This window comes from Castellaniella sp. FW104-7C03, from assembly GCF_040276085.1.
Lineage (GTDB): Bacteria > Pseudomonadota > Gammaproteobacteria > Burkholderiales > Burkholderiaceae_B > Castellaniella.
Genome location: NZ_JBELOK010000003.1, coordinates 69,693 through 86,768, shown reverse-complemented (window position 1 = coordinate 86,768; position 17,076 = coordinate 69,693). Strand labels below are relative to the sequence as shown.

The window sequence follows — 17,076 nt, the reverse complement described above, 5'->3', positions numbered from 1 at the left end:
CGGCGGGCTTCTTCTTATGTCTATCAAAATAACTGATAAATAAAGCAGAAAATACGATTTCCCTCATGAGATAAGCCACCCCTAGAATGCATCCACGGGTCTGCATTTACCGGCGATAAGATTTTCCATCAGTGGAGAGAGACATGAGCACCAGTACACCCCTGGCATACATGAGCGGCTTTGGTAACGAGTTCTCAAGCGAATCGCTTCCCGGCGCACTGCCGGATCGCGGCAATTCGCCGCAACGGGCACCGTATGGCCTGTATGCCGAACAAATCAACGGCACCGCGTTTACGGTGTCTCGATCGGCCAACCGGCGATCCTGGTTGTACCGGATTCGCCCGGGGGCCACGCATGGTGCATTTGCGCCCTCTCAGGCCGCCCCGCGCTGGCTGTCCAACTTTACGCAAACGCCCATGCCGCCCAACCGCATGCGCTGGGATCCCATCGCCTTGCCCGGCACAGACGCCGCCGTGGATTTTATCGATGGCATGATGACAGTGGCCGGCAATGCAGGCTGCGGCATCCATGTGTACACGGCCAACCGCTCGATGGGCAAACGGTATTTCTACAACTCGGATGGCGAGCTGCTGATTGTGCCGCAACAGGGGCGGCTTACCGTGGTGACCGAGATGGGCATCATCGAGGTTGAGCCCCAGGAAATCGTCGTCATCCCCCGTGGGATCCGGTTCCAGGTGCAGCTGCCCGATGGCGTGGCGCGCGGCTTTGTGTGCGAAAACCCCGGTGCCCCGCTGCAGTTGCCCACGCTGGGGGTTATTGGCTCTAACGGCCTGGCGCACCCGCGAGACTTTTTAACCCCCGTGGCCGCCTGGGAAGACACCGAGGGCGATTACGAGATTCTCACCAAGTTTGATGGGCACTTCTGGACGGCAAAGTCGGATCACTCGCCTTGCGATGTGGTGGCCTGGCACGGCACGCATGCGCCCTACAAGTATGATCTGCGCAAGTTCAATGTCACCGGCTTTATCAGCTACGACCACCCCGATCCCTGCATGAACCTAGTGCTGCATTCTCCCAGTGCCGCGCCGGGTGTGGATACCCTGGATTTCATTGCCTTTGCCCCGCGCGTGCTGGCGATGCAAGACACGTTTCGTCCGCCCTGGTTCCACCGCAATATAGCGGGCGAGTTCATGGGCAATCTGCACGGGCAGTACGACGCCAAGGCAGGCGGATTTGGGCCGGGCAGCATGTCCATCCACAACACGATGACGGCCCACGGGCCTGATGCCGCAACCTTCGAGAAAGCCAGCGCGGCCGACACCCGCAAGCCTGATTACATCGAAGACACCATGGCCATCATGTTTGAAACCCCGGTAATCATCCATGCCACCGAGCAAGCCTTGCAGTCGCCGCACCGGCAGATGGATTACCCGGATGTCTGGAAAGGCCTGAAAAAGTACTTCAACCCTGGGCAGCGTTAAGCTTTGGCTTACGCCGGATCATCAGGGCGATAATCGCCAGGGCACAAAACCCCGCTGCTGCGCCAAACGTGGCAGCGGGCCCGATGCGATCCCACAGCAGGCCTGCAATCACGCTGGCAAAAAGAGTGGCCACGCCGCACACCAGGTTAAAAAAACCAAAGGCGGTACCGCGCAAATCACCCGGCGCGGCATCGGCCACCATCGCGGCCAAAAGCCCCTGGGTAAGCCCCAGATGCAGGCCCCACAGCGCCATGCCTAAAAAGACGGCCCACCAGGTGGATACGGTGGCCAGTAAAAGGTCTGCGGCGGCCAGCACGGCCAGCCCAATGATCAACAGTGCGCGGCGGCTGACGTGGTCGGCAAGCCGGCCGCACGGATACGCCGACAGCGAAAACGTCAGGTTCATCACCACCAGTGTCAAAGGCACCAGTGCAATCACAACGCCCACATGTTGTGCCTGCAAAACCAAAAAGGCTTCGCTGAAACGCGCCAGGGTAATCAAGGCCCCAATGCCCGCCACCCACCAGTAGGCGCGGTTTAGCCGGCGCAGGTTTTCGCGGCGGATGGGGTTGGTGCGTGGCTTGACGCCCGTTTTGGCCTGGGGGGGCTCTTTTAGCCCAAAGGCCAACAATGCAATACTGGCGGCAGCCGGGATCACAGCCACCCAAAACGCAGCCTGAAACTGGTCGGCCCACAGCAGCATCAGCCCCACGGCCAGCAGCGGCCCCAGCGTGGCGCCCACGGCATCCAGTGCCTGACGCAACCCAAACGCGGCGCCGCGATACTCGGGTGGGGTTAAATCGGCCACCAGCGCATCGCGCGGTGCGCCCCGTACCCCTTTGCCCACGCGATCCAGCATGCGGGCGGCAAACACCACGCCCAGTGTCGGTGCCAGCGCAAACAAAGGTTTGGTAAGGGCAGCCAGGCCATAACCAAAAATAGCCAGGCCTTTGCGCTTGCCTAGAAAGTCGCTGAGCACGCCGGAAAACACTTTGACGATCAGTGCCGTGGCCTCTGCCAGGCCCTCGATCCATCCCACTTGCAGCGCGCTGGCCCCCAGCACGGTAACCATAAACATGGGCAGCAGGCTGTGGATGAGCTCTGAGGAGGTGTCCATCAGCAGGCTGACGAAACCTAAAACCCAGACCCCTCGCGGAAGGGTGTCGCTGGATTGCGCGGGGCTTGGTTTAAGCATGAAAGGTTTCCGGGTTGAGTATGTGTGCCGTGGATCACTTCCGGGAGATTACACGCCTATTTTTAGATCAGAGTGAGAGGCTTATGAAAAGACTGTATGTTTAAACAGTATAATTAAATATCCTGCCCTTCTGGCCGGCCTTGCCTGGCCAGGCGGCATGATGTTTATTTGGCTTTGTTTATGTCTGTGTGGATAGGCGTGTACGCGCCTGCGGGCGCCCAGGGCCTGGCCAGCGCCCTGCGGCGTTTTACCCCTGATTTGGCCTTGGCGCCAGAGTCTGTCATCTTGCTGGATGTCAGCGCCAGCCTGCGGCTGTTTGGCGGCATCCGGGCCCTGCGGGCACAGGTGCGGCAGGCGGTGGGTGGCCGGCCCTCAGGCCCAATCGTATCCGTGGCGGCCAGTGGCCCGGCGGCCTGGATGCTGGCGCGCAGCGGGCAGGGGGGCAGCGCCTTAAGTGCCCGGGCCTTGCAGCGGGTGCTGCAGCATATGCCGTTGTGGGTGGCGCCGCCCGCCCGGCCGTTTCTGGATTGGTTTCAAGAACTTGGTTGCACCACCCTGGCCGATCTTCAACGCCTGCCGCGTGTGGGGCTTAAAAAACGCTGCGGGCCGGCCCTGCTGGATTGGCTCGATCAACTGCAGCAGGGCCGCCACTATGCCTTTAGCGCGCCACCCCTGGTGTTTCAGGCAGGGATCGAGCTGCCCGATCACACCGAGCACACGCCCGCCTTGCAGTGGGCCGTACGGCACCTGATCCAGCAGTTGTGCCAATGGCTGGTGGCGCACCAACTGGACGCCACCACACTGACGCTGCTGCTGGCGCATGATCGGCATGCTGCCCTTTTGGCAGAAGCCACCGGGCAAGGGCCTCAAGGCGTGGTGGGTGCGTCGGCTGCTGCTGGTGCAGGCAGTGACATGTATGGCCGTGTCGACGATGCAAAAAACACCCGCCTGGATATCGTTCTGGGTGTGCCCACGCACCAGGCCGACACCCTGATCCGCCTGGCGCAAGAGCACCTTAACCGGCTGGTGCTGCGGGCCTCGGTGATTGCCGTTTCCTTGCGCGTCTCGCAATGGCAGGCGGCGCAAACCCCCAGTTTGCAGCTGTTTCCAGAGCCCGGCGGGTCTCCGCAAGATCACGCCCGCCTGCTGGCGCTTCTGGCCGCCCGGCTGGGCGCCGACAACATCCAGCGGCCCGTGCTGGTGGCCGACCACCGGCCCGAGGTCGCGGCCCGCTGGATACCTGTTGGGGCTGCGTCCAGCGACACAGCGCTTACCCCGCCGCCCTTGCCGCGCCCAGCCTGGCTGCTGGCGCAGCCGCTGGGGCTCAGGGTGCACCAGCATCGGCCGTTTTATGGCACGCCTTTGCAGCTGGTGTCCGCACCCGAGCGCCTGGCGTGCGGCTGGCAAGACGGCCACCCCGTGGCGCGCGACTACTTTGTGGCCGAGGACGACGCCGGCATCTGCTATTGGATTTTCCGGCAGGGCGGGGCACAGCCGCAGTGGTTTTTGCACGGGCTTTTTGCCTGATCCGACAGGTACCAATGCAATTTCCGAGCCCTTGATCCACACGCATGAATAACGACTCCCAACCTCCGGATCCCGAGCACACAGGATCAGATCGCACCAAATCCGGGCGCGCTAAGCCACCACACATCAAGCCTGCGCGTGCAGCATCCGGCCACCCGGATCCCGGGCCTGTCGAACCAGGCCATCCAGACCCCAACCAGGGCCTGCCGGAATACGCAGAGCTGCTTTGCGTCAGCGATTTCTCGTTTCTAACCGGGGCATCCAGCGCCGAAGAGCTGGTGCAGCGCGCTGCCAAGCTGGGTTATGCCGCCCTGGCCATCACCGATGACGGCACGCTGGCCGGCGTGGTGCGCGCGCACGTGGCCGCCAAGCAGGCAGGGCTGCCACTGATCATTGGCGCCACCTTCGCAATGACGCCTTCCGCCGATCCCATCCCCCCGCCAACCCTTACTTTCCTGGCCCAGCACCGCGACGGCTATGGCAACCTCTGCGAGCTGATTTCCCTTGCCCGCCAGAAGGCCCCCAAGGGCCAATACCGGCTAAGCCCACACGACATGGACACCTTGCCCGCCCATCTGCGTGGTTTGCCGGGCTGCTGGGCCTTGTTGTCGCCACCTTATCCGGCGGATGCGGCGGTGCTGGATGCGCAACTGGCCTGGGCCAAGGCCCGTTTTGATGCGCGTCTGCGGGTAGTGCTTAGCCTGCACGCCCAGGCGCTGGACGACCTGCATCGCGGGCAGGTGTTGCGCAGTGCCGCCGCGCAGCAGGTGCCGGTGCTGGCCAGCAGCTGGCCCCTGATGCATGTGCGCGCCCGCAAGCCTTTGCAAGATGTCCTCACAGCCATCCGCCTGGGCAAGCCGGTGGGGCAGTGCGGCTATGCCCTGCAGCCCAATGGAGAGCGCCATCTGCACAGCCGCCTGGATCTGGCGCGCCGTTATCCGCCGCAAGCCCTGGCCGAAACCGTACGGGTGGCGCGCAGCTGCCGGTTTTCGCTGGATCAGTTGCGCTACGAATACCCCGACGAGCTGGTGCCTGCGGGTGTCAGCCCCGCCACCCATTTGCGCAACGAAACCCTGGCCGGTGCGCAGCGGCGGTTTCCGCAAGGTGTGCCCGAGGCCGTGCGCCAGCAAATCGGGCACGAGCTGCAGCTGATTGCCCAACTGCGCTACGAGGCTTATTTTTTAACCGTCTACGACATTGTGCAGTTTGCCCGCTCGCGCAATATCCTGTGCCAGGGGCGTGGCTCGGCCGCCAACTCGGCTGTGTGCTATTGCCTGGGCATCACCGAGGTAGACCCCGCGCGCACCAATCTGCTCTTCGAGCGCTTTATCAGCCAGGAGCGCAACGAGCCCCCCGACATCGATGTGGATTTCGAGCACCAGCGCCGCGAAGAAGTCATCCAGTACCTGTACCAAAAGTATGGCCGCCAGCGTGCGGCCTTGACCGCCGCAGTGGTTACCTGGCACAGTCGCGGCGCCTTGCGCGACACCGGCCGGGCGCTGGGCGTATCGGCCGATGCCATCGGGCAGCTGGCGCGCCAGCATCGGCGCGTTGATCAGCCCGACCATCTGCTGCAGCGCTTTGCCGATGCCGGGCTGGATGCGGCGCTTCCCCTGCATCAGCAATGGGCGCAGATCGCCACGGTGCTGCGCGGCCATCCGCGCCATTTGTCGCAGCACACCGGCGGGTTTGTGATCAGCCGTGGGCCGCTGACGCGCCTGGTGCCCATCGAAAACGCCGCCATGGACGGGCGCACCATCATCCAGTGGGATAAAGACGATATCGATGCCCTGGGCATTCTCAAGATCGATGTACTGGCCCTGGGCATGTTGTCGATGCTGCACCGGGCGCTGGACTTGATGGCGCAGCGGCAGGGCCGCCCCTTTACCCTGCAGGATATCCCGGCCGAAGACCCGGCCACGTACGAGATGCTCTCGCGCGGGGATACCGTGGGCGTGTTTCAGGTAGAGTCGCGCGCCCAGATGAGCATGCTGCCGCGCCTGCAGCCGCGTTGCTTTTACGATCTGGTGGTTGAAGTGGCCATCGTGCGCCCGGGCCCCATGCAAGGCGGCATGGTGCATCCGTACTTGCGTCGGCGCCAGAGCCTGGAGGCCGTGTCGTATCCCTCGGTGGCGCTCGAGCGTGCCTTGAAGCGCACCCTGGGCGTGCCGATTTTTCAGGAGCAAGTGATGCAGGTGGCCATGCTGGCGGCGGGCTACTCTGCCGGCGAGGCCGACGAACTGCGCCGCGCCATGGCTGCCTGGAAGCGCCATGGCCACATGGAGGTTCATCACGACAGATTGGTGGGCGGCATGCTGGCGCATGGCTACGACCGCGCCTTTGCCGAGGACATCTTTGCCCAGATCCAGGGCTTTGGTGAATACGGGTTTCCCGAAAGCCACGCCGCCAGCTTTGCCCTGCTGGCCTACGCCAGCGCCTGGCTGCGCCGCCATCAGCCTGCCGTGTTTCTGGCCGCGCTGCTAAACAGCCAGCCCATGGGGTTTTACACCCCCGCCCAGCTGGTGCAGGATGCCCGGCGCCGGGGTGTGCGCGTGTTGCCTGTGGATGCCCGCATCAGCCAGTGGGAGTGCACGCTGGAAGCGATGCCCGGAGATGCTGCGTCCGGCGTTGCGGATGCGCAAGCTGTGGCATCGCCCACGCAGCCGTCGGCAACTGCCGGCAGCCAGCCCGCCGTGCGCCTGGGCATGTCCCGCATCCACGGCATGCGCCAATCTGCTGCCACACGCATCGTGCAGGCCCGCCAGGCCCACTCCTTGCCTGATGTGGCCAGCCTGGCGCGCCACGCCGGGCTGGATCGCCACGACCTGCAGGCCCTGGCGCGTGCCGGCGCCCTGCAGCACTGGGCCGGCAGCCATCGGCGGGCCGCCCTGTGGCAAAGCGCGGCAGCCGTGCCCCCGCAGGGCTTGCTGCGCGATGCCCTGCAAGACGACCCCATCCCCGCGCTGCCCGAGGCCACCGAAGGGCAGGGCATTGCCAGCGATTACCGCGTCCTGGGCCTAAGCCTGGGCCGCCACCCGGTGGCCTTGTTGCGTGCCCGCCTGCAGGCCGGCCAACTGCTAAGCGCCGCGCAATTGGCGGGCCTGCGCAACCGCCAGCTGGCGCGCGCCTGTGGTTTGGTCACTGTGCGCCAACGTCCGCAAACCGCCAAGGGCGTGGTGTTTATCACGCTGGAAGATGAAACCGGCCCGGTAAACGTGGTGATTTGGCCGGATGTTGTTGCGCGCCAGCGCCAGCCCGCGCTGCAAGCCACCTTGCTGGCGGTATATGGCATCTGGCAAACTGATGGCCGGGTGCATCACCTGATTGCCCGCCGCCTGGTGGATCGCAGCGATTGGCTGGCCCAGGCGCTGGATGGTCTCACCGTGGCATCCCGGGATTTCTGCTGAACTGGAAAAAATCTAGTGTCAGTCGTCTAGTGAAAACAGTCTGATGGGTGGAAGCCATATGAGATGCTGATTTATCTCTATGATCAGGTTCCTGTGCTCAAAAATGTCTTACGCCGTGCTTACTTGAACGGATACCTTAGTCACGCTGTAAAGCAACACGATCCCTCCAACCGCCCGCTCGGGATTGAATAGCGCTAGGTTGATGCCGTCACTAACGGAGCTACGGTAGACAACTCCGTCGAAGCCGCTCTTCTTGATGAATTCACAAAGGTACTGGCTTGGAATATAGTCGATTGCTGCTCCGGCCGGCTGAACTGGTCTCGTCAACTCTTGGCCTAGGCGTTCCAAAAAAGGTAGATCAGCACGCAACTGGCCGATTTCGCTCGCATCAGTCAGGATGAATGGCGACACCAATTTGCGTGGATTACGTAAATCCACAGCCTTGATCTCGGGGATCGTGAAGTCAGCAACGCAAGCAAACTCACCGGTATGGGGTCGAATCTCAGCAACTGCTGTATCAGGAAGTGACCCCAGATAAAGGTAGGGAATGCCTGCCGGATTGGCTCTGCCATGTAATGAACGCCGTCTTGGCGGTGCACCCATTTGCTCGATTTGGAATACATCATCCTCAATGCGGATCCGTGCGCGATACCATTTTTGGGGTAATTCCGGGGCTAGCAGCATATCGAGAAGTTGGCGGAGGCGGTCTAGGTCAATGGCGACGTCGAGAAACCAGCGATTACCATACATCATCTCGTCGCGCAGCTTGTCCCACTGAGCAAGGCCTTCGCTGATATAACTGGCCGACGGAGTAAAACTGCGCCGGATAATCTCACCGTCATCAAGGATCTCGCCGAGAAGCTCTTTAGCGTGGGCAACATCCATGCGCTGATGGCTAAAGAGCTGCCAGTCGTCCTTCATCCATTCGACCAACGACTTCCCTTCTGCACTTGGTTCGTAGACATTTACTAATAGCTCGAAATAATTCGAAAGCCTGCTTGGTTCAACGAGCTGAGTATTAGTGGTCCCGCAGAAATCGCATGTTCCATGGACAGGATCAAGTGAAGGAAAAAGTTGATCACGTAAGGCGTGATCGTCGAAACATTCCGGGCAGCAAAAACGCTTTGCCATGCGACTATCTCAGTTGAGATAAGCAGCAAGCGTCTCGATGTGATGTTTCATCGAGAGCTTTTTGATGTAGCCAAGACCAGGAAAATGGCCCTTAGCGTGCAATCCCCGGAACTCATTGATTGCTTCGGTCTCAAGAATGTGAGAGGTTCCACTATCCAGCTTAGCTATCAACTTCGCCAATGCCTGTGCGAACTTGCCGGCAGGGTCAGTTGGCGTATCCCTCGTGTCTGAGACAAAGTGATAGATGTACATGACATCATCTTTGTCAGGATCAATGAAGGTTAGGTGGATTGCGACAGCATAGGCAGGGCCACCGCTCTCGCTGTAGGCATCGCCAACAATCAGGAAATCCCCGAAACCAGCCATGCCGAGGTCGCCATAGGTAACGTGGAGATCGGAAAATTCCTCCATCGGAGGATAGTCGGCATTACGCAGCCGCTTGAATCCGTCGCGTACGAGGATGCGCGTGCTTTGATCAAAGTGCTTCCGATAAAGCAGCTTGGCATGATCTTCGATGAAAATGTTGGTGAGGCCGGACATGCCGTCTTTCAACTTTGCCGCCAATGCCTTCTGATCAGTGAAGCCTGAGTGGATTAGAACAGCGTGATGATCCACATGCTGGTGATAGCATGTCACGACTTCATCGGCTGTCATATCACTACGTAGCAGGATGCCGGCAGAAATATTGTCATCGCCCTTAAAATTTTCCTGCAGGAGGCCTGTAATACTTGCTCCGTTTTCCTGATGATCACCGTGATAAGGGTTCACGATAACAATTGCGCTTCCACCAGCATCGCATACTGTCTTCAATGCTTTTTTAAGCCCGCCAAGCGACTCGCGTACTGGCTCAATCACAGGTACAAAATTATTTTTGGCGAGCAACTCCGCCATCTCACGGATCGTGATGAGCTCGAACTGTTTTCCTCGGAAATAAGGATAGTACATACGTCGGTTAGCCCCAAGTTATGGCCACATGCAACGGAGTAGATATGGCGTCAATTAGTCTAGATCGTTCAGAACGATGCACTGATATTGACAATGCCGCAGCCTGCAAGGATCTAGGCAGACAATCAAGAAATCCGCGGAGCGGTGCAAGGTTGCGTGTCCGCTTGAGTGTCCGAACCATCTCCGCATGCAGAATAGTTGGGTCTAGATTGGCGAAGAGGTCACGCATCACGGTGTGCTTCTGTGTATTTGGAACCTCCGGTACTGCTACTCCCATTGCTTGCAAGATTCTGATGCCCTCATCCATTCGCAGCGACTCGAATACAGTCACCGGACAAATCCGTGCCGGACAATCGACTGCTTGGCGTACTGATGTAATTCTGTAGCGCTTGGAGAGGTACATCACTCCCACGTCATCCGGGATTGCCCCCAGTATGCCTTCAATGTGGCCTTCACTCGCGACCACATTCACCGTGGCGAAAACTCGTTTGTAGTTTTCGATTTGGTTAAAGAGCCGTGCAAGTGAATCTCGCTCCGATTTAATCTCGTAGACGGTCGCAGTACCATTCAAGATGACAAGATCAGCTTTGCATCTGCCAACGCGAAACTCGTTGAGCATCGAGGCAGTGCGAAGCGAGTGTGTTCCCATCAAAATTTTATGGGTAATTGCTGTTCGGTAGACGTATTCATCGCGGTGCCCAGCAATTTTCAAAATATCGAACGCAGAGTCGAAAGTATCACCAACGGTCATACATTGGTCGGCGTGCTTGATCAAATCAGTCTGTCCTAGCAGCCGACGAAACAAGCCAGATTGGCCTTTCTTTGCCATTTCACGAAAAACGGCGGCGGAGAATAGTTGAGTCAAAGCAGAAAGCTGTGCTGAGCTGTGAGTCTTCATTCCCTCACCTCAACCATGAATTTTTGGGCACTTCGCGTCTTCATAGCCTTGGGTCGATGATATCCATATATTTATATAAAGTTTTTTAAAATACATCGTAACGCCGAGCCGTATCTGCTTCATGGATATCCAAAGCGTTGGTTCGTTGATGTCATCAGGACAATAAAAAACTACGAGTACCTTAACACTCAGCGGTGCAATTAGCGATCCCCAAACGGGATGCAATTGACCTACCGGGAACCGCCATTTACTTCGGTGTTCCTTGGCGTCGGCAGCCCCGTGTTTACCCTGATCAGCCGCCCCGGCACCCCTCTCCTTCAAGGGTTATCCCGGAATTATGCGTGAAGCAACAAAACCCTTATGGGAGATTTCCTATAGCCCTGGCCTGCATGCTTCTGTACATTGCCACACAGAACTATTCTGGAGACAACCATGAACAATGCCGTCGCCCCAGTAGATGAGATGTTGCCCATGGGCAAACTCACTGCGCTGGGTTTGCAACACGTGCTGGTGATGTATGCGGGCGCCGTGGCCGTGCCACTGATCATCGGCCGCGCGCTTAACCTGGATGCCCACGAGGTCTCGCTGCTGATTGCCGCCGACCTCTTTGCCTGCGGCCTGGCCACGATCATCCAATCGCTGGGGGTCACGCAGTGGTTTGGCATCAAGCTGCCCGTGATCATGGGCGTCAGCTTTGCACCCGTGGGCCCGATGATCCACATCGCCACCACCAACCCCGGGCACGAAGGCGCCCAGCTATTATTTGGCACCATCATCGCGGCGGGGATCATCACCATCATCATCGCCCCGTGGATCAGCCGGCTGCTAAGGTTTTTCCCGCCCGTGGTTACCGGCACCATCATTGCCATCATCGGTATCACCCTGATGCGCGTGGGCATCAACTGGATCTTTGGCAACCCCTTTGGCCCCACCGCGCCGTCAACGGTAGACCCCAGCTATGTCGAGTGGCTTAAAAGCGCACAGGTAGCGGCCTCGGCGCCGGGTTCACCCCTGGCGGCCGTGCCCCAGGGCTTATCGATTATGCCCACCGTGCCCAACCCCCGGTATGCCAACCTTACCGGTGTGGGCATCGCCGCCATCGTGCTGGTGTCCATCCTGCTGATTGCCAAGTTCAGCAAGGGCTTTTTAGGCAATATCGCCGTGTTGCTGGGCATTGTGGTGGGCGCCATCGTGGCCACCAGCATGGGCATCATGAACTTCGACAAAGTGGCCAAGGCCGCCTGGGTGGATGTGGTGCTGCCGTTTCATTTTGGCATGCCCAAGTTTGATTTCTGGATGATCCTCACCATGACTCTCGTGATGATCGTCATCCTGATCGAATCCACGGGGATGTTTTTGGCCTTGTCGGACATGACCGGCAAGAAGATCAGCCAAAAAGACCTGGCCCGTGGTCTGCGCACCGATGGCCTGGGCACCCTGATTGGCGGCATCTTCAATACGTTTCCGTATTCCAGCTTCTCGCAAAACGTAGGCCTGGTGGCCGTAACCGGCGTGCGCAGCCGCTTTGTGTGCGTGGCCAGCGGGGTCATCCTGCTGATTCTGGGCCTGCTGCCCAAGCTGGCCGCCTTGGTAGAATCCTTGCCCACCGTGGTGCTGGGCGGCGCCGGCATCGTGATGTTTGGCATGGTTACCGCCACCGGCATCCGCATCCTTAGCGGCGTGGATTTCAAAGACAACCGCCACAACGCCATCATCGTCGCCATTGCCATCGGCATGGGCATGATCCCCATGGTGGCCCCGCACTTCATGCAATGGATGCCCAAGGCCATCCACCCGCTGATCGAATCCGGCATCTTGCTTACCTCTTTGTCGGCCGTGCTGCTTAACCTGTTCTTTAACGGCGCCCCGCACGACACCCAAGGCGCGGTAGAAGCCGCCAAGCACGCCGAAGCGTGATCTGGCAGCCGGGCTCTGCCTCTCTAAAAAAGAGACGAGTTCCGGCTAATCGTTTATTGGAAACCATCGCCTGAAGCATCGGCGGTGGTTTTTTGGATGTGATTAAATTGCCCACGTAATGTCGTGCTCAGGGTGGTGCCTTTCGAGAGCAGATGCGATAATGTGTATCTCTGGTTTCTGCACAGAGAGGCCCTTTAGATGATCCACAGACGACGCCTACTCAACGCAATCGTGTTCTTTGCTCAGAACACTCAGTATTGCGGAAAAATCAAACTCTTCAAACTGCTGTATCTGCTCGATTTCGAGCATTTCCGGCAAACAGGCAAGAGCGTAACCGGCTATGCCTATCAAGCCTGGAAATTCGGCCCAGTTCCTGTCGATCTCATGGAAGAATGGGAGCAACTGGAAGCCGATTTAAGCGCTGTGATCGAGATTGTTCCAGAAATCGTCATTGATTATGTGCGCCAAACCGTAAAACCGCGCAATGGTGTCGCGTTTGATGATCAGGATTTTTCCCCACGTCAGTTGCGCATCATGCAGCGCCTTGTCGACCAATACCACGATACGCAGTCTCCTCCCATGATCGATGTTACGCATACTCAAAATGGCGCGTGGGATCGGGTGTGGCGTGGTGGCGCGGGCGATCGTGATCTCATCCCCTACGAATTAGGGATCCCGGATGATGATCCCAATAAGCCGGCCATTTTGGACATTGCACGAGAGCAAGCCATGTTCCAGGCAGCTCGTCATCCCGATCTCCAAGTCGGCTGATCCGTGCCGCGTTTTCAGGCCAACACCCTATGGCGGGATGCTCACTACTATCGGCATCCTGAAACGGGTGCATTCATGCCAAAATATGTGTTGATCCTGGCGGCCAGCCTTGATGCTGAGGATGCTGTAACGGCAGTGCTGACATCAAAGCCAAATGGCTTGCGCGAAAGCCCACCTTGTCAGCTTGGGGAAGCCTGAGATATGGCGCAATCCGGCCCCTGGTACGTGGCCCACACTAAACCGCGTCAAGAATCCACCGCCTGCCAGCAACTGCTGCGCCAGGATTTCGAGGTGTACCTGCCGCTGTTCAAAGTGTTTAAAAAGCGGCGGGGTGATGCGCTGACCACCCACGAGCCCATGTTTCCCCGCTATCTGTTTTTGCGCCCCACGCGCGCCACGCAATCCTTATCCGTGGTGCGCTCTACCGTGGGCATCAGCCGCCTGGTGATGTTTGGCACCCAGCCCGCCACCCTGGCCGATACCGCCGTGCAGGCCATCCGCCAGGCCGAGGCCCTGCGCGAAACAGCCAACGATGGCCAGGTAAGCCCCTTTAAACCCGGCATGCCTGTGCAGATCCAGGATTCTCCCCTGGCGGGCCTGCAGGCCCTGGTGCAGGCGGTATCCAAAGACCGTGTCACCTTGCTGCTTACCATCCTGGGCCGGCCCCAAACCGTGCAAGTCGGGCTGGGGCAGATTATGCCCCTGTGATAAAACCGCCTATCCGTAGAACATCGTCTGTACCGGTTTGGACGCTGCCTCCAAAGTAGTGCCTCATTCTCGAGCTCATATTCGAGTGCATGGCATTAGCAACTAAACATTAGTTGCTAATACTAAAAAACTGAGGCAAGATTCATAGGCTGAAAGAATGGGGGTTTCTATGAGTAATGTCCTGGAATACAAAGGATACCTGGGCACTGTCGAGTTCAGTGTTGAGGACAACTGCCTGTGCGGCAAGGTCGAGTTCATCAACGACCTGATTCTGTTTGAAGGCACCTCTATCAAAGAAATCCAGCAGGCGTTTCGGGACGCCATAGATCATTATTTGCAATCTTGTGCAGCACGCCAAGTGCCGCCAGAGCATCCTTTCAAGGGCAGTTTCAATGTGCGGGTGGGCCGCGATCTGCATCAAAAAGCCGCCTACGAAGCCCGCCGCCGAGGCGTTGCCCTGAACGAACTGATCATCCAGGCACTAAAAAACGAAATGCGCGCCAGCGGTTAACGATTAAAACTCATCAGGCGTTACCGTCACAGGCTGCTGTCCTTTGCCGGTTTGAGCATGCGTCATCACGTATCACCCAGGCGAACGTCAATCAAACAAAAATCAAATTTTCAATAAATTGCTTTAAAAATCAACTAATTGCCAGGCAAAAAAATCCCCCAAATCTGCCATTCCTGACAGTTACAAATTAAGCGCAGCTCCTGTAAAAAGCACATAGGTCAAATGTGACCAGATAAAACTACAGGAGACAGAACATGTCGATGTCCATCCGACAAACTGCTGTGTTGTGTGCTTGTTTAGGTTTACCGCCCCCCGCCGCGCTGGCGGCGCCACCCGAGGCACCGTGGGATTCGTCCCCGGTGCCTTTTATTTTGTCTGGTGATCTCTACACGCCCGGCACAAGCCTGGCCACCGCCCGCAAACAAATCCTGCAGGCCACCAGCGGCTTTAGCGTAGCGCCGGGCCTTACCCTGCAGCTGCAAGGCCCTATCTGCCCCGCTGGCAGTACCAGCAGCCAGGCCGGGCAGTGCCTGGACCCCACCAGCCCGTCGCCGCCTTACGCACCCACCGCCTTGATCAAACTGGGGCAAGGCCACTTGCAGCTATCCGGGGCCAATGCCTGGCAAGGCAGCCTCTTGCTGGCCGAAGGCAGCCTGGGCCTGGCCGATGGGCAATCGCTGGGGTATGCCCAAAACACCCTGAACATGGCCCCCGGCACACGCCTGCAACTGGGCGATGGCCTATTGGCCGACCAAAGCCTGCAGGTGCAGCCCTTTGCCGCCGTGGCCGCCGCGGTGGCAACCGTGCCTGCCGCCTGGGGCGTGCCGCCTCTGGCCCCCAGCGGCCCCGAGGCCATCTTTGATGTACCCGGCGGCGTGGCCAGCTGGCGTGGGCTGATCACCGCCATGGCCCCCCTGCGCAAAACCGGTGCCGGTACCTTGCGTTTGCTGAGCACCAGCTATGCCTTTGGCCAAACCTTTACCCTGCAAGAAGGCGGCCTGCAGGTGGGGGATGGCACCGCCCCTCTGGGCCAGTTCTGGTTTGGCGATATCAACGTATTGCCAGGCACCGTGCTCTCGGGCATTGGCCTGATGGATGTGGCCCGGGTGGCAGGCCAGTTGCAGCCCGGCACCGCCACGCAAACCGGCACCCTGCTGTTTAACAGCCAGCTGCTGCTGGCCGATAGCGCCCAAACCCGCATCCGCATCGATGCCCAGGGCCAGGCCGATAAGCTGTGGTCTTTTGGCACCGCGCGCCTGGCCGGCAGCCTGCAGGTAAGCCCCACGCCTGGGCAATGGGCCCCCAGCCAGCGCTGGACAATCGTGCAGGCCGATGGCGGCCTGGACACCACCTTGCTCAAGCTAGGAGACCCATCCGCCACCACCCCCGTGGGCCTAAGCACCGGCCTTGGGCGCTTTAGCCATGTGGCCAGCACCTTGCCCTATCTGGATCCTGTCCTGGCATACAGCGCCACCACCGTTACCCTGGGCCTGAGATACAACGACCGTGGCCTGAACACGGCCGACGCCAGCTGGCGCAGCGCCTTGCTGGAAGACAGCCGCTTTGCGCGAGAATCCGCCCTGCAGCACACCGGCAGCGGCCAGGGCTGGGTGCAAACCTGGGCCGCCAATACCCAGCGCCACAGCCAGCACGGCCTGCCAGGGGATGACCGCGACACCCAGGGCCTGCAGCTTGGCATCAGCCGGGCGCTGGGGGCAGGGGCCGATGCGCCGGGTGCCACTGGCCTTGCGGCCAAGCGCGCAGTGCCCCGCCTCTATCTGGCCGCTTTTGCCGGTATCCAAAGCACCCGCCGGCACACCCTAAACGGCGCCATGCCACTATCCCCATCTGCACAACAATACGATGTGCATGATGAGTCGGCCCATTTTGGTTTGGCGGCCGAAGCCCATCTGCGGGATATCGTGCTAAGTGCCGGTGCAGCGCAGTCTGCCCATCGGGCACAACTGACGCGCCCGCTGCCCTGGGGCGAGGCTGCTTTGCACAGCCGCGCCCGTGCCCGCCTAAGCCAGCTTTGGCTGCAACTGCGCCCCAGCCAAGGCTGGGCGCTGGGCGATTGGGAAATAGCCCCCTGGGGGCGCCTGGTGTGGCTGCACCTAAACCGGGATGCCTACACCGAGACCGGCGGCCTGGCTGCCACGCAGCTGCCCGCCACCACCGTATCGCGCACCCTTGGCCAACTGGGCCTGCGCGCCCAGCGCCTGTGGCCGGGGCCTTATGGCGATGCACAGATGTTTGCGCAAGCAAGCCTGCGTACCCTGTGGGGTGACACCACCGTAAGCAGCCCCCAGGCCTATCGGGCCGAGCCCGATGTGCTGCGCCAAGCCAGCGGCCTGCCACTTGCCCGCCATGCCTGGCAACTGGATCTGGGTGTGCAAGCGCCGATCTCCCAAAGAGCCACGGTTAATTTGGCGTATACCGGGCAAAGTGGGGCGGGGATGTGGCAGCATGGGGTTTGGTTGGGGGTAAGGGCCACCTTTTGATACTAATCTTGACGTTTTAAACATGTAACACAGCAGCCGGGTGATGTATTATCACGTTCATTTGATGAACATCACCTGCGCTTGCTGACCGTGTCACAGCACGGCGGTAGCGTGCCAAAAGCC

General features: G+C 59.7%; 12 protein-coding genes. 8 read left to right on the top strand and 4 right to left on the bottom strand.

Going from position 1 to position 17,076, the window contains the following annotated elements:
* The first annotated feature begins 143 nt into the window (after positions 1-143).
* A complete protein-coding gene (gene hmgA, locus ABS758_RS04395; RefSeq protein WP_350380970.1) occupies positions 144-1,442 on the top strand; it encodes a homogentisate 1,2-dioxygenase in 1,299 nt (432 codons plus the stop codon).
* Here the strand turns inward: hmgA and ABS758_RS04390 are convergent.
* A complete protein-coding gene (locus ABS758_RS04390) occupies positions 1,423-2,637 on the bottom strand; it encodes an MFS transporter (protein WP_350380969.1) in 1,215 nt (404 codons plus the stop codon). The genes hmgA and ABS758_RS04390 overlap by 20 nt on opposite strands.
* A gap of 180 nt (positions 2,638-2,817) precedes the next feature.
* Between ABS758_RS04390 and ABS758_RS04385 the strand changes: the two genes are divergently transcribed.
* Together ABS758_RS04385 and ABS758_RS04380 are read left to right on the top strand one after the other, a co-directional pair.
* A complete protein-coding gene (locus tag ABS758_RS04385; RefSeq protein ID WP_350380968.1) occupies positions 2,818-4,164 on the top strand; it encodes a Y-family DNA polymerase in 1,347 nt (448 codons plus the stop codon).
* Between the two features lie 44 nt (positions 4,165-4,208).
* Complete coding sequence (locus tag ABS758_RS04380) at positions 4,209-7,571, top strand: error-prone DNA polymerase (RefSeq protein WP_350380967.1); 3,363 nt, start codon at positions 4,209-4,211, stop codon at positions 7,569-7,571.
* Positions 7,572-7,679: 108 nt separating this feature from the next.
* Here ABS758_RS04380 and ABS758_RS04375 read toward each other — a convergent pair whose 3' ends face one another.
* The 3 genes from ABS758_RS04375 to ABS758_RS04365 are packed head-to-tail and all read right to left on the bottom strand — an operon-like array spanning position 7,680 to position 10,545.
* Complete coding sequence (locus ABS758_RS04375) at positions 7,680-8,702, bottom strand: RES family NAD+ phosphorylase (protein ID WP_350380966.1); 1,023 nt, start codon at positions 8,700-8,702, stop codon at positions 7,680-7,682.
* 9 nt (positions 8,703-8,711) lie between these two features.
* On the bottom strand, positions 8,712-9,647 hold the full coding sequence (locus ABS758_RS04370; RefSeq protein ID WP_350380965.1) for a sce7725 family protein: 936 nt from the start codon (positions 9,645-9,647) through the stop codon (positions 8,712-8,714).
* Positions 9,648-9,654: 7 nt separating this feature from the next.
* A complete protein-coding gene (locus ABS758_RS04365; RefSeq protein ID WP_350380964.1) occupies positions 9,655-10,545 on the bottom strand; it encodes a sce7726 family protein in 891 nt (296 codons plus the stop codon).
* Between the two features lie 432 nt (positions 10,546-10,977).
* Between ABS758_RS04365 and ABS758_RS04360 the strand changes: the two genes are divergently transcribed.
* The 5 genes from ABS758_RS04360 (at position 10,978) to ABS758_RS04340 (ending at position 16,953) form a co-directional block, all read left to right on the top strand.
* Positions 10,978-12,462: a nucleobase:cation symporter-2 family protein gene (locus ABS758_RS04360; RefSeq protein WP_350380962.1), complete on the top strand. Its 1,485-nt coding sequence runs from the start codon at positions 10,978-10,980 to the stop codon at positions 12,460-12,462.
* A 198-nt stretch (positions 12,463-12,660) separates the two neighbouring features.
* Positions 12,661-13,233, top strand: a complete 573-nt coding sequence (locus ABS758_RS04355; protein WP_350380961.1) for a Panacea domain-containing protein — start codon at positions 12,661-12,663, stop codon at positions 13,231-13,233.
* Positions 13,234-13,434: 201 nt separating this feature from the next.
* On the top strand, positions 13,435-13,941 hold the full coding sequence (gene nusG / locus ABS758_RS04350) for a transcription termination/antitermination protein NusG (protein WP_350380960.1): 507 nt from the start codon (positions 13,435-13,437) through the stop codon (positions 13,939-13,941).
* A gap of 169 nt (positions 13,942-14,110) precedes the next feature.
* On the top strand, positions 14,111-14,452 hold the full coding sequence (locus ABS758_RS04345; protein ID WP_350380959.1) for a type II toxin-antitoxin system HicB family antitoxin: 342 nt from the start codon (positions 14,111-14,113) through the stop codon (positions 14,450-14,452).
* 254 nt (positions 14,453-14,706) lie between these two features.
* Positions 14,707-16,953, top strand: a complete 2,247-nt coding sequence (locus ABS758_RS04340; RefSeq protein ID WP_350380957.1) for an autotransporter outer membrane beta-barrel domain-containing protein — start codon at positions 14,707-14,709, stop codon at positions 16,951-16,953.
* Positions 16,954-17,076 lie beyond the last annotated feature (123 nt).